The 14,499-nt window shown below is 43.3% G+C and carries 10 protein-coding genes; 5 read left to right on the forward strand and 5 right to left on the reverse strand.

Features of this window, described 5'->3' with window-relative positions:
- Window positions 1-94: 94 nt before the first annotated feature.
- From FHW88_RS04720 to FHW88_RS04740, 5 genes are all read left to right on the forward strand, one after another.
- Complete coding sequence (locus FHW88_RS04720) at window positions 95-3,055, forward strand: two-component regulator propeller domain-containing protein (protein ID WP_176623531.1); 2,961 nt, start codon at window positions 95-97, stop codon at window positions 3,053-3,055.
- A 2-nt stretch (window positions 3,056-3,057) separates the two neighbouring features.
- Window positions 3,058-3,684, forward strand: a complete 627-nt coding sequence (locus FHW88_RS04725; RefSeq protein ID WP_176623533.1) for a response regulator — start codon at window positions 3,058-3,060, stop codon at window positions 3,682-3,684.
- 459 nt (window positions 3,685-4,143) lie between these two features.
- Entirely contained in the window at window positions 4,144-4,509 is a 366-nt protein-coding gene (locus FHW88_RS04730) for a VOC family protein (protein WP_176623535.1), read from the forward strand.
- 12 nt (window positions 4,510-4,521) lie between these two features.
- Window positions 4,522-5,388, forward strand: coding sequence for a helix-turn-helix transcriptional regulator (locus FHW88_RS04735; RefSeq protein WP_176623537.1), 867 nt, complete (start codon window positions 4,522-4,524; stop codon window positions 5,386-5,388).
- Window positions 5,389-5,714: 326 nt separating this feature from the next.
- Window positions 5,715-5,888, forward strand: coding sequence for a hypothetical protein (locus FHW88_RS04740; protein WP_176623539.1), 174 nt, complete (start codon window positions 5,715-5,717; stop codon window positions 5,886-5,888).
- Window positions 5,889-5,968: 80 nt separating this feature from the next.
- Here the strand turns inward: FHW88_RS04740 and FHW88_RS04745 are convergent, their stop codons facing one another.
- The 5 genes from FHW88_RS04745 to FHW88_RS04765 form a co-directional block, all read right to left on the reverse strand.
- Window positions 5,969-8,041: an alpha-galactosidase gene (locus FHW88_RS04745; RefSeq protein ID WP_176623541.1), complete on the reverse strand. Its 2,073-nt coding sequence runs from the start codon at window positions 8,039-8,041 to the stop codon at window positions 5,969-5,971.
- A 160-nt stretch (window positions 8,042-8,201) separates the two neighbouring features.
- Complete coding sequence (locus FHW88_RS04750) at window positions 8,202-10,541, reverse strand: glycosyl hydrolase family 95 catalytic domain-containing protein (RefSeq protein ID WP_176623543.1); 2,340 nt, start codon at window positions 10,539-10,541, stop codon at window positions 8,202-8,204.
- 31 nt (window positions 10,542-10,572) lie between these two features.
- A complete protein-coding gene (locus FHW88_RS04755) occupies window positions 10,573-11,880 on the reverse strand; it encodes an alpha-L-fucosidase (RefSeq protein WP_176623545.1) in 1,308 nt (435 codons plus the stop codon).
- A gap of 95 nt (window positions 11,881-11,975) precedes the next feature.
- Window positions 11,976-13,205 (reverse strand): DUF4998 domain-containing protein, encoded by a 1,230-nt coding sequence (locus tag FHW88_RS04760; RefSeq protein WP_176623547.1) that lies wholly within the window; start codon window positions 13,203-13,205, stop codon window positions 11,976-11,978.
- A 27-nt stretch (window positions 13,206-13,232) separates the two neighbouring features.
- On the reverse strand, window positions 13,233-14,471 hold the full coding sequence (locus FHW88_RS04765) for a DUF5000 domain-containing lipoprotein (protein ID WP_176623549.1): 1,239 nt from the start codon (window positions 14,469-14,471) through the stop codon (window positions 13,233-13,235).
- Window positions 14,472-14,499: the final 28 nt, after the last annotated feature.

Below are 14,499 nucleotides of genomic sequence, written 5' to 3' on the forward strand. Positions count from 1 at the left end.
ATCACCCTATTGGGGTGATTTTTTTTATTTTAATTAGCTTTAATTTAACTTTTTAATTGTACCCCCATACAGGTAATTTAATTTACGTTTTTAATTGAATAAGCTATCGCGTTTCCCCGTTTTTCTGATTTTGTGTTTCCTGGCAGGTATGCTGTTGTTTACAAGCCAGGTCCATGCACAGAAATACATTTTTGCGCACTATGATATTGAGGATGGGCTCATCCAGTCGCAAATAAACAAGCTTTCCATGGATACCGATCATCGCCTTTGGATAGGTACCTTTGGCGGGGCCTGCCGTTTTGATGGAAAGGATTTTACGGCTTATACCCGCTTAACAGGTTTACCTGATAACTATGTTGCAACCATTTTTTCGGATAAAGGGGGCTGTACCTGGTTTGGTACCATGAATGGGCTTGCAAGGCTCTATAATGGCCGGATTGTGAAGTATAAACCAGATATACCGGTTAAACGCTCTTTTGTAGGCAACATAACCCAGGATGGAGAGGGAACTATCTGGGTTACAGCTGCCGGGATGCTGTTCAGGGTAAAAAATGATAAGATGCAGCATGTCCCTATTAATGATGATCCTGATATTTTTATCACCAGTTTGGCTGTTAATAGTGCAGGTTTGTTATATGTGTCTGTTTACAAAAAAGGTATTTATCGCCTTAAAGGACAAAAATGGGAACATGTAATTGATATTGATTCCCAATATAGTGAGCAAATTATCAAAAGGATTTTTTTCGACCGTTTTGATAAAAGCAAAACTTATCTTCTAACCCGCTCGGGTTTGTTATGTGCCAGGAATGGTATGGCTAAACCACTGGATATAAAAAATATTACGGGAAAAATAAAAGGTCAGTTATTGTGCATTGAACAGGACGCTGATGCCAATATTTGGCTGGGTACCGATAATGGAGCCTATTGTATTATGAGTGATGGTGTGATCCACTATAACTCATCAAATGGACTTACCGATAACTCTGTCCCTGATATTTATTTTGATGCAGATAAAAACCTGTGGCTGGGCAGCCTTGGCAATGGCCTTTACCGCTGCGAAGGCGACAGATATACCGTTTTTGACCGCACACAAGGTATTCCCGAATCAAAAATCGTAATGTCGGTAACTGAAGACTGGAACAAAAATGTTTTAATGGGGATTGATGGTGGTGGCATTTTGCGATATGATGGAAAAAGGACCAGTGAAGTGCCCGTACCAACCGGTTCGCCATATTTAAAGGGGGTGCAGAGTTTATATATGGATAAAAACGGCACCGTTTGGATTGGTACCGGGCAAACAGGTTTATGGCAGTATGATAAAAAGGGTTTCAGACAGATAAAAAACAGTTCATCTTTTGCCTGTAATTTTATTACTGCCGATGACAGTGGTACTATATGGCTGGGCACGTCAATGGGCTGTTTCTATTACCAAAACGGCGAGCTGAAACAATTGGAAGGTATTCCCCCTTATTCGTCCGCAATGCTTAGCCTGGGGCGCGATTCTCTTTTGATAGGCACCCAAAACGGTGTTATGCTGGCCGTAAATAAAAAAATAGTTCCGGGGTTTAAACTTAAATCATTTCCGGCTACTGCGGTTTACAGCATGATCCGATATCGCGATCTGCTACTGGTTGGTACAGATGATAGCGGTTTATACACCTGGGATATGACAACCGGGGCGGTAAATATTTATAATGTTGATGACGGGCTCAAAGCCAATAGTATTTACAGCCTTGCTGCTGATGAACGTGGCCGCCTTTGGATGGGTACCGGCAGGGGAATTAACCGGATGCAATACGACCCTGCAAAGAAAACTTTTTGGGTAATTGATAACATAGGCTCAAAGGAACCGGTGGTAGAGGCCAACCAGAATGCCATTATGCACCGCGGACACGAGGTTTGGATCAGTACCACCAAGGCTGTTATGGTGTATAATACCATGACAAAAATGGTTCCCTCGCCGCCGCCGCATGTGTTCATCAAATCGGTACAGTTGATGAAGGAGGATGGCGAAAAACGCTCTTCTATCGACCTTAATGACTGGGCTGAGCTTAAACATAATCAAAATCATTTGTCGATATCTTTTCTTGGTGTTTACCTCAAAAATCCTGACGCGGTATCTTACCAGTATAAGCTGGTTGGGCTGGATAGTGCTTTTAGTTCGCCCATGCGCAATAATGTGGTCAATTATCCTTCGCTGCCGCCTGGTACATATACTTTCAAGGTAAAAGCCATAAGCCCCGACGGGCAGGTATCACGCAAAATGGCAAGTTTCAGTTTTGTAATTATTCCTCCGTTTTATCAAACATTTACCTTCAGGTTGCTGGCCATTTTACTGTTGGTGTTTCTTGGTTTCGGAGTGCAAAATTTAGTGCATCAGCGTAAAATAAAACGTCAAAAGGCAATTGAAGCCATGAAGCGGGAAGAGAAGTTAAAGATCCGCCAGCAAACAGCCGAAGATTTTCATGACGATCTGGGTAACAAATTAACCCGCATCACCGTCTTATCAGAAATACTGAATGCCAAAATAGATAAGGAGCAGGCGGATCAGCGTGGAATCGTGGATCAGATCAAGCAAAACGCGGCATCACTATACAACGGTACAAAGGATATCCTGTGGGCGCTCGACCCTAAAAGTGATAACTTATATGAAACCCTGAACCATATCCGCGAGATAGGGATAGAGGTTTTTCATGATGTACCGGTTGATTTTGAGTTTGCTGCCGTTGATGAAGATATCCAGCTGGTAAAACTGCCTATGGAATACAGCCGTAACATCACCATGATATTTAAGGAGCTATTAAATAACATCCTTAAACATGCCGATGCCGGACAGGTAGTTTTTGAGCTTGATCAGAGCGATAAAAGCGCGATAGCACTCCGGGTTACCGATGATGGTAAAGGGTTTGATAGCAGCGCAGCTCATCGCGGCCGGGGGATCAATAACATTAATGCCCGCGCAAAACGGATCAACGCATCACTGCTCATTAATTCGGAAGCAGACAAAGGCACATCAGTAACATTAAAGTTTAGTAAAAATCAGTTAAGCAATTAAGCATGGCCCGTAACATTAAGGTAAGTATTATTGAGGATGATGAAACCCTGCGCGATGGCTATGCCTTTTTAATTGGTGCTACCGAGGGCTATGATGTGATCAGTACCTATTGTTCATATGACGAGGCTGCTAAAAAAATAGCTGCGGATAAACCCGATGTAATATTGCTTGATATAGAGCTGCCCGGTGTTAACGGTATTGATGCAATCCCTAAATTAAAAAAACTGCTGCCCAATTGCTATATCCTGATCCTTACTGTTTATGAGTCGGAAAAGCAAATCTTTAACGCGCTGGCAAATGGCGCTTCGGGATACCTTACTAAAAACACACCTTCAGCCAAAATCATCGAATCGATAAAAGAAGTGCGGGAAGGTGGGGGGCCTATGAGCATAAACATCGCGCGCCTGGTAATTCGCTCGTTCCAAAAAAATCAGGAATCTCCGTTATCTAAACGTGAAACCCAGATCCTGGAGCTGATAGGCGAAGGCAAAAGCCGCGGCCAGATAGCTAATGAATTGTTTATTGACCTGGAAACCGTTCGGAGCCACATCAAAAACATCTACCTAAAACTCGATGTAAACTCGCGTGCCGATGCTATTAAGCTGGCAAGGCAGAATAAGCTGATATAGGCTTAGAGGCTGTTAAAAACGATAGTTCTTAAATGTAGAGATGCATAATTGCGTCTCCCGCCTGCAATTTACGGTACCTGATAAGCTTTTGAAATTGGCTTGTTCTCCGGGGGACGCAATTATGCGTCTCTACAAAAATATTTCCTTTCATTTTTACAACCTCTTAGAGGCATTCGTGAGGACACGAACGCAGGGATGATTAATTATTTTCCTCCCCGATCCGTGTCCTTTCGAATCACCGCTATAAAATAACTGCCAATAACCCAATCCCACTAATTCACAAATCCCCCAAATAGGGGGATACTATCCCCCCCTCAGGTAAAGTACCTTTGATATGTTAAGTAGTTTTAACTGACCGGCTACTGTAAACCCGCTTCAAAAATTATCCTGTTTGCTGCCCCTGGCCAACAGGTTGGTTTCCATCATTACAATCTGGTTTCCGTTAATAGCTACTGTAAAATGAAATTGAAATATATACCTGTGTATACAGCCGACTTTGAGGGGCAAATTGATTTTTATACTCAAAAATTAGGCTTCAAAGTAACAGGCACAATGACATTTTACGAGGGCAGGGAAAGCACGGTGATCCAGTCGGATAAATTAAATGTGGCGTTGCTTGTAACTAATAACGACAGCAACAGTGATAAGAGTAATATTATCATTAACACTGCCGACTGTTTAAACGATTATCATGTGCTCCGTACGGCTGGCGTATTTTTTTGCAAATCGCCTGCGTATTTACCAGCCGGACTGGCAGCCGAATTTTTAGACCCGGCGGGGAACAAATTTATGTTACTGGAAGAAAGAAATTATAACGAACAATAAAATCATATCACAATGGACTATTCAAAAGTATTACGCAACAACAACAAGATTGTAAGCCGCACCGGCGGCCAGAGGCAGGGGCCGCAGTATACTTCAGATTTAAGCCTTCGCTTTGTATTAAGCGGTAATGAACGTTATGATATAGGCCGCAGGCATTTGTCCATATATCCCGATTCGTTCCTGATCCTGAACAGGGGTACACAATACTCAACCGATACCGATCTGGGGCAGCAGGTACAATCATTTGCCATCAATTTTGACCAGCAGTTTTTGCAGGATTTTAAAGATTGCTGGACCTTTGATAATGACACTTTGTTAACTAAAGGCTATGGTAACGACAAAATACAGCCCGAGTTTAATGAAACTATATATCCGTTTGCGGGCGATATCAAGTACAATGTATGTCACCTGAAACAACACCTGGATAATGGGATGCAGGACGAAATGCTGATCAACGAATACCTGCACCATACGCTTATCAATTATTTTCATATTTATAATGATGAGATCTGTAAAAAAGCAGAAAAACTCGACTTTTTGAACCAGGGTACCCGGGTTGAGATCCTGCGCCGTCTTAACCTGGCTAAGGAGTACCTGTACAGCAATTATAATCAGAATATTAGCCTTGAAGACCTTGCCGAACATGCCTGCCTTTCGGTTAATCACTTGCTGCGCACTTTCAAGCAGGCTTTTGGTTTAACACCGCACCAGTTTTTGATCCAGCTGCGTTTAAAACGCTCACTAATGCTGCTGAAAGATACTCGTTATCCTGTAAATGAAGTAGTTGGTATGGTAGGTTTTGAATGCCCAAGTTCGTTCATCAGGTTATTCCGCACGCATTATAAGATAACACCATTAAAATACAGACAATCAGCATGATAAGAGTTTTCTTTTTGTGTTAAGATGGTGCTTTTCACACATGTAGCACGTATTTAACACACTATGTTTGCAGTACCAGATAGTTTTTTGTTAAGGATATTTGGTCAGTTAATAGTTAATGAAAAAGTCAGTAACGCGAGGTCACTGACTTTTTGTTTTTGAGGGAAGGATGATTACTTTACCGCTTCATTGCCAATAACGGTTGTTACGGTAACTGCCTGTTTACGAGCTGAATCCTTGTTTAAAAGTATGCGAAAATCAACATTTGGCTAATTAACTGTAACATTCGCAAAAAAAGATCGTCTTTTATGTTAAAACCTACTGCTATGAAATTTTTTACCATACTGGCCGTTACCGGCGGATTGTTTTTTACTTCGCTCCAGATAGAAAAGACTAACGTTGCGGGCGTTAAACACAAAAACAAATGCTGTGTAAGCGCAAAAAAATCAAAATGCCCGCTTGCATGCAAACGGGCAAAATCAGTTAAGCTAAACAGTTGAAAACGATACAGGGTTTCATCCCCTCAAAAGGCGTCCGGCGATTAAAGGGGAATCTGTTGCCGGCGCCTTTGCAGTGTTTATTAGTTCAATTCAAATTTTAATAATTCAGCATCTCCCGCTTTTACCAAAACGCTTTTTGTGTTTACGTTAGTGCCTTGCAGTAACGATTTCGCATTTGCTGCTTTTCCGGCCTCCATACCAATCCTTTTCGGGTCGATAGTATACACTTTATCAGTTTCACTATAGTTAAACAGTGCCAGGTAAAAGCTGTTGCCAATTTTTTGCGTGAACTGCTCGGTTGTATCTGTTTCGGTGTTACCTTCAACCGGCCTGAAAGCTTTTCCATTTTGCACAATCTTTAAGACCTCAAGATTTTGATACATAGCTTTTGCTCTGTCACTCCATTGGCCATGGGCAGAGAAATCATCGCCGGTTATAAACGTTCCCGTAATAACTGCCGAGAGCATCCTTGCCCTGTTAGCGCCTTCGCTTTCGGTTGAAAGTACAACATGGTCGGCATCAATGTAATTGTACAGGTAAGTTTGCCACCAGCCGTAATTTACGCTGTTTAACGTATAACGGGTGTCCTTTATCGTTTTAAAGGCATCGCATGCAATACGCCTCATGTGTGCGTAACGCCCGGTTGCCAGGCTGGGAGAAATGGCAGCGTAAACCAGCATCTGATCACCCAACTGATCAATCAGGTGTTCCATCCCCCTTTTATACGCCTGCATACCGGTGGTGATTTTCGGGTCATAAAAATGGCTTGATTCGGCCGCCGCATGACCCAGAAAGTCGATCTTGATCATTTTAAAACCACAGGCTTTTAATTTACCAATTACATAGTCAATATGTTGCAGGGTACCCGGATGGGTTGGGTCTGTTGCGCGGGCACCGTCAATATCGTGGTAGCCGTCACCAACCTTAGTCCAGGTTTCGCCGTAGGTGTAGTTGCTGCCTAAAACTTTGCGGTCGGGGCCGCCTTTCCAGCCCCAGTCGGTAAACGGTGCCCAGTAAACGCCGGGCTGCAGGCCTTTTGATTTACAGTAATCCGCAAATGATTTCAGCTTACCAAAATCACCTTCCCAGCCCCCACTGATCATATTATCCCAAAACGAATCGAGATCAATAAACGCCGTATTACCATTGCGGAATGCAGGGATGCTGTCGGCAAAAAAGTTAGCTACTTTAATAGCTTTGTCGTAGCTGAGTTTTTCCTGCATAACGCCCCAACTGTTCCAGCCAACGGGGGTAGGTTTGGTCCAGTTAAAAACGTAAGGTGGTTCGGCAATACGGTTGGCTTTACCAAACTCTTCCATACCATTGCGCCAGTCGGCAAACCACCCAACAAATACTTTGGGCGATTTAACGGTATCACCGTTGATATAACCATGTGCTATCTTGTCGCGGTTTACAGCTTCCTCGGTGTAGCCTCCCCATACTTCAAAAGTGTTGGTACTATCTTTTTTGGCTACCATACGCACGCCGGTTTTCCAGGTTTCGTGTTCCAAGGATCCAAACACTAAACCTTTGCGGCTGCTGTTATCAAAAACAGTCCCTACTTCGGCGCTGGTATTGGTGAGTGGTGCTTTAAACGCTTTTGAATCATAACTGATGAAGGTATCATTATCAAAAGGTACAAAGAGCGAGCGGGCATCGCCGGGTATGGCCGACATATTACCGGCTATCGGCTCCATGTAATTTGTTTTCAGGTTTTTGCCCTCAACATAAAGTTCGACAAAAAAATAGCCTTTGTGCGATGGATAAGTATAAAACACCTGCATCATGTTTGGCAAATTATTGCCGCTTAGGGTGAAAGTATGTTTTACGCCTTTGCCAAAACCATCGGTTATTAAGGCTTTAGTATAAGCGACGTTTTTGTACGCTGTTGAAGTAATAAGTTTTCCGTTGATGCCGGCTTTGCTATAGCAATTACCAAGTACAGTTTTTTTATTTTCGATAACAGAAAAAGTGCCGGTTTTTTGATCATAATTAATAGTGCCAGAGGTACCGTATGAAAACGATATATTCCCTTTCGGTGTTGGCTGGATAGTAATGATTCGGGTTGATGCCGAAACAATTGCCGGCTGCCAAACGCAAAGCAAGCCGGACAATTGCACAGCAATTATAAAATGTGTAAGGAATTTTTGCATGAATTTTAGATTATTAAATGTGTAAATTACATTTTATTTATGGTGTGCAATTATTGTAATTAAGTCAAATAGCATTCTTTACAATAAGGCTTAATAAAGAACAATTTGTATAGATAAGACACACCCTGAAATGGATGCCTTATTTGTTTATAAGCTATTATTAAGCTTTAACGGCCATTATGCTTTTGATCTGTCCGTTAACTTTTATTTTAACCGTACGCGGAGTAGGTGAGGTTACTTTATAAGAGGTTACTTTACCGTCTTTCCATTTCATATCAATTGTGAAATTACCGCGGGCCTTAAGGCCTTTAACCTCGCCCTGCGCTTTCCATGCATCAGGGATAGAAGGAATAAAATCAATAAACCCGGCATGGCTCTGGATCAGCATTTCAGCAATACCTGCTGTCGCGCCAAAGTTACCGTCGATCTGGAACGGCGGACCGGCTGAAAGCAAATTAGGATATACGCCACCGCCTGCACCGTAGTTAATATCGGTTTTGATGGTTGGCTTCATCAACTCTTTAAATAGTTTGTAAGTGCGGTTTCCGTCATGCAAACGTGCCCACCATAATATTTTGTAAGCGATTGACCAGCTTGGGCCATCGTCACCCCTTACTTCTAAGGTTTTCTTAGCAGCTTCAGCAAGGGCAGGAGTAGCCTCTGGTGTAATCTCCGATGCCGGGAATAAACCATAAAGGTGGGATACGTGACGGTGTTGCGGCTCGGTTTCTTTATAGTCCTCCAACCATTCCTGGATGCGGCCATCTTTAGCTATAACGCCCGGAGGAGGGAGCTTTTTTACTTTGGCCACCAACGTTTTACTGAATGCGGCGTCTGTACCCAGCACTTTGCTTGCAGTTATCACGTTGTTAAACAACTCGCGGATGATCTGATTATCGATAGTAGGGCCTACGCAGATGCTGGCATGTGTGCCATCGGGCAGGTAAAAGCTGTTTTCGGGCGATGAGGAAGGTGAGGTAACCAGCCAGCCGGTTTTATCATCACTGATAAGCATGCTGCTGTAAAACTGTGCTGCACCTTTCAATATCGGGTAAATTTGTTTCAGGTAGTTTTTATCGCCGGTGAAATCATAATGCTGCCAAAGGTTATCACAAAGCCAGCCTGAACCAACTTTACAAACACCCCATGAAGCGCTTTCGCCCGGTTCGGTAAAGCCCCATGGGTTGGTAATCACATGTGCTACCCAGCCATCTGCATTGTAATAGGCTTTGGCTGTTTTTTCGCCATGTGGTACCATGCCCTTAACCAGGTCGGCAAGGGGCAGGTTCAGTTCTGACAGGTTGGAAACTTCAACCGACCACTGGTTCATTTCAATGTTAATATCCAGGTGATAATCGCCGTTCCATGGGGTATGTACCTCATTAGCCCATAAGCCTTGCAGGTTTGGAGGGAGCAATCCAACACGGGTGCTGCAAATGCTCAGGTAGCGGCCAAACTGGTAAAATAAAACAGGGAGGCCTTTATCCGCATCGGGATTAGTATGAAAAGCGAGAAGCCTTTGATCGGTGGTTAGTTTATCTGCTTCTGAAGTGCCAAGATCAACGTTAACCCTATTAAATAGCTTTTGAAAGTTGGCAATGTGCTGTTGTTTTTCCAAAGCATAAGGCTTTTTCATAGCGGCCTTCAGTGCGCCGTCCATTTTGGAGAGATACTGTGGGTTCTTAAAATCAGTACCTGCTGATACGTAAATGATCACCTCGGTAGCGTCTTTAATAATCAGCGAAGTAGGGGTGGTGCTTAACGAACCGCCGGTTAGCTGTGCCTTTACCCTTGCTTTGTAAGCTACACCTTTGCCATCTGTACCATTATCCAACTGACCGGTAAGGTCAAGCTCATTACCTTCTACTGAAGTAACCCCGCGCTCCGGTCGACTGATATTGATGCTTAGGTTCAGCTTGCCGGGTTTATCGGCGCTTAGTTTAATCACATCTACATCATTACCAAAACTGGTAAAATATTCACGTTTGTAAGTAACGCCATTTACCTGATAAGTGGTTTTGGCCAGCGCGTTGTTTAATGAAAGCTCACGCTCGTAGTTATCGTATTTTACGTCTTTACCCTCAATGCCTTTGTATTGGTAGTTCAGGTTCAGGTCGCCCAGCATCTGGAAGCAACCGAAAGGTACCCCGCCTGATCCTTTTCCTGTGCATACAAATGATTTATCGATAATGGCTTGCGCTTCCACATTTTTACCGGCGGCAAGCAGGCTTCTTATTTCGGGCAGTTTTTTATAAGCTTCGTAGTTATTGGCATCCTGCGACGAACCCGACCACATGGTGATATCATTCAACACTACTTTTTCGGCAGTAACACCACCGTCGGGCATCATCCCCAGGCGGCCGTTACCAAGTGCAACGGTTTCTTCCCAGCGCTGTGCAGGCTGTTTGTACCAAAGTTTTAATTGTTTTGTTTGTGCGTGAGTAAACGTTGTAATACCTGTTATTATTACAGTTATTAGCAGGGGCGTTCTTTTTAGCATGTTTATGTTAATTAGGTTTTCTGTTTTTATTTTATTTACCTGCGGCAATTACAGGGATTTCTTCGGCGTTTTTATTCAATTCCAATACAATCACATTGCTGTTAGCATCGGGTAAGGTTTGCGGCAGGTCAATACTATAGCCTGTCGCCTCCAGCTTATAATTTACTTTGGCTCCTCCCATCATGTAGGCATTGGTTATGTTAATGTCAGACAGGTTAGGCAGTGCAATTTTATTGCCTTTTTTCTGAAATATGTGCAAATAGATCTTGTTTCCCTTGCGTGTAACAGCATAGTTATCATTAGGGGCAATGGGCCCGCCTTTCGTGCCATAAATGCTTTCACCGTATTTTTTTAACCATAAGCCCATTTGCTGCAGGGTTTCAACCTGTCGTGCTTCAATGCGGCCATCGGGCATTGGCCCAACGTTAAACAACAGGTTCCCATTACCGGCGGCAGTTTTCACCAGCGTTTGGATACATTCCTGCACTGTTTTCATTTTATCATTAGGTTTCCATGCCCATTGCTGGCAGATGGTGATGCAGCTTTCCCAGGGTTCGTTCATATTAAGCTGACCGATGCGCTGTTCGGGCGTAAGGTAATCACCTACCGATTGGGCGTTCAGCTTTTCGCTTTCTTTGCCTAAGCGGTTGTTTACGATCACCTTTGGATCAATACTTTTAATATACGAATAGATCTCCTGCCCGTCGGCATTGGTCCATGGTTTTTCCCAGTAGCCATCAAACCAAAGCAGGTAGGGGTGGTATTTGGTGATAAGCTCTTTCAGCTCATTCTTCATTTGCGTTTTGAATGCTATCATATCGCCCGTTACATTCTTTGTCGAATCGTAAGGGTTATGGATAGGGTAGTTAGGATCGTGCCAGTCGAGCACGGTATGATAGATGCAAAACAGGATACCCTGTTTTTTGCAGGCCGTAGCCAGTTCGGCAACCATATCGCGTTTATATGGTGTTTTGCTGATGTTATAGTCAGTAAAAGCGGATGGCCACAAAGCAAAGCCGTCATGGTGTTTGGCGGTGATCACCAGGTATTTCATGCCTGCATCTTTGGCGGCTTTTACTATGGCATCGGCATTAAATAAAACCGGGTTAAATTCCTTATACAGGTTATCATAATCATCCTGGGCTACTTCCCTATTTCTGCTCCAGCCAATTTCGGTGCCGCGTAAGGTTACCGGCCCAAAGTGAATGAACATGCCGAAACGTTTGGTCATGAAATCATCTAAAACAGCTTTTGGCGTTTTTACAGGAGCAGCCTGCTGAGCAAAGCTGAGCTTGATTACTGAAAACAGGTAAAGAAAGATAATTGCCGGTTTTTTCATTGCGGAATTTTTGATGTGAACATTATAGAGGGCAGTCGTTTTTATACTTTTAAAATATGACCAGGCCGCCAGGCAGCCCGGTCATTGGGGTGTTATTATAGTAGTGCGTTATTCCAGAAGGTAAGCTCGCTCATATTGGTGTAATTGCCTTCGTTGTTTGAGTTGTGTTTGATCCTGATACGGATGTAACGTACTGCCGGAGGATTAGGATCGAAGTTTACCTTTAATGGCGCGCTGCCGTCGTCGGTCCTTTTGATCTCTTTAAGCAGTTTCCATCCTTTAGAAATTGCCTCGGCCGTCCAGCCGGCATCATTAGCTTTTAGGGTGGTAGCTGCATTGGTAATGTCAGCTATGCCCCATACCTCAAAATCATCAGGGTTGTGGCAGCAGTTACGGCCGGTTTCTTCAATAGCTACCAGGCCTTTGTATAATGCGCCCATATCAAAAGTGATAACCACAGGCAGCGGACCGTTGCCATCGCTATGGAAAATGTTAGGGAAACCCTGCGGGCCAACGCTGCCATCCCAAAGTCTGTCGATATCAGTATCTCCTTCATAAGGCTTGGCATCATTGGCTAAATAAACCTTTTTGAATAGTTTTTTATCGCAAACAGCAACGGAATTAATGGTTGGGAAATCCTCATAGTTAGCTACATAAAAGGTGTCAAGAGCATTTACCGTTGGTTTAAAGGCCGAGATGAATTGGATCTTCGTATCCGCCTTATAGTCTGCCAGAGTAACCGACATGCTATCAGCACTAAGTTTTCCGAAACTTTCTTTCCCGGCTTTGTTGGTGTATTTTATGTTTGTGAACACATTATGAGCACTGGTATCAACTTTTAAGAAATTAAGCGTAAGCTTTCCATCGGCACTAATTCCATATGGATTGGTAACATTATACCCCCTGTTTGATAAGCCCGATTGGTAAATAGGCCCATAAACTCTTACATTGTTGATATCAAGCGGGATAGAGCGGTTGCCTTTGGCATCATACGAAAAAACAGTGAACGAATAAATGTATTCGTTCAGGTTTGGTATAACAACCGTTAAACTATCCGACGTATTGTGGTTGGTGGAATTGTAAATGATGGAATCAGCCTTATTGTTCCAGTATATCACGTAACGGGTTATGCTGGGATCGGAGCTTGGGTTCCAGGTAAGGGCGGCACGTAAATTTCCGGGGCGGGAGTGGGCATTGGACACTGTGCCCGGATATTTAACTTCATGACCGTTTAAGTATGATTCAAACTGTGTGTCTTGTTTGCTGCAACCATACAACAGGTATCCAAGCAAACAGAAAGCAGCTATTCTGACAATATTTTTCATGTTCGTTTAATCTAAATGAGTTAATACCTATTGTGGGTTACCATAAATTGAAAGCTCCATCATGTGGGCAAAGTCACCGTTCGACCAGGTATCATGCACCATGAAGCGGAAGTACTTAATAGGTGTTGAACCCGGAGGGATATTAAAGTTAACCCCTGCCGCAACAAAGTCGGCATCGGCGGCATTGGTGAAGCCAGGTGTAAGGCCCGATGGCGGGTTTGGATAATGGTAGTTACCGATATTAACCCAATCGCCAATTACGGTTCCAACAGGGGCATAGTCTGGCAATCTTACATCCTGTGGTGCGTTAATGTTCGATCCCCAAATGCTGAAATCTTTAGGGTTACCATGCGCGTAGGCATACTGATTTGGCCTTTCCCATAATACAAAGCGGCTTAATTGTGCCGATACACCCAGGCTAAAAGTAACCTGTATTGGAGCAGGCGCTCCCGGAGCAGTGTGCCAGCCGTTTGAGTAGCCGTCGGTTTTGTTATCCCAAAGATATGGTACTTCCCAGCCGTATGCGGTCGGACTGTCGGTAGGGGTTTTATATACTGAGAATTTGCTCTTATCCAATAATGTTTCAAATATTGGGGTGATGTTTACGATGGAAGTATCGGATATATTGCCAAACTTATCCGTTACATATACACCGAATTTTTGCGGTACCGCCGGATATCCTCTGATGGAATAGTTAATGGTATCAACCTTGGTATAATGTTGATCTACAACCTCCAGTGCCTGTGTTGATTTATCAAAGGCCAATAAAATAACACCTATATCTTTTTGATTAGGGTTCATCGCCTTGATGTTTACGCCGCCAAAATCAGACGTGATAGTTAGTGTAGGTTTTATCAGCTTATAAAAAGGGGTATCGGGGTGTACTTTAACCACCAGCGGATCCGATTTTACGTTAGCCCTGCTTACCGAGTAAAGTGTTACCTCGTACTCCTGGCTTTTGGCAAAACCGTCAACTGTAACCGTATCCGAATAATAGCTCGATTTGGTTTGGCGTGTAGTTTTATCGTTAATGCGGTACTCGGCCTGCACATATAGCAGGTTATCTGAGTTTGGCAGATCATAGGTGATATAAGCACCTCCGTTAAAGTTTTTAACTTTTACGTTGGTAACCACCGCAGGCTTGGTCATATCGGTCGAAACCTCTTTAACATACCCGTCGTTCTTTTTGCATGAATTTAAGCACGCCATAAACAACGCCACTGCAAGCACCAGTGTTGTTATCGTATAATTTTTAATGCGTTTCATAATTCTTATTTATGTTGAATTAATTCAT

Source organism: Mucilaginibacter sp. SG538B (genome assembly GCF_013376065.1).
GTDB lineage: Bacteria > Bacteroidota > Bacteroidia > Sphingobacteriales > Sphingobacteriaceae > Mucilaginibacter > Mucilaginibacter rubeus.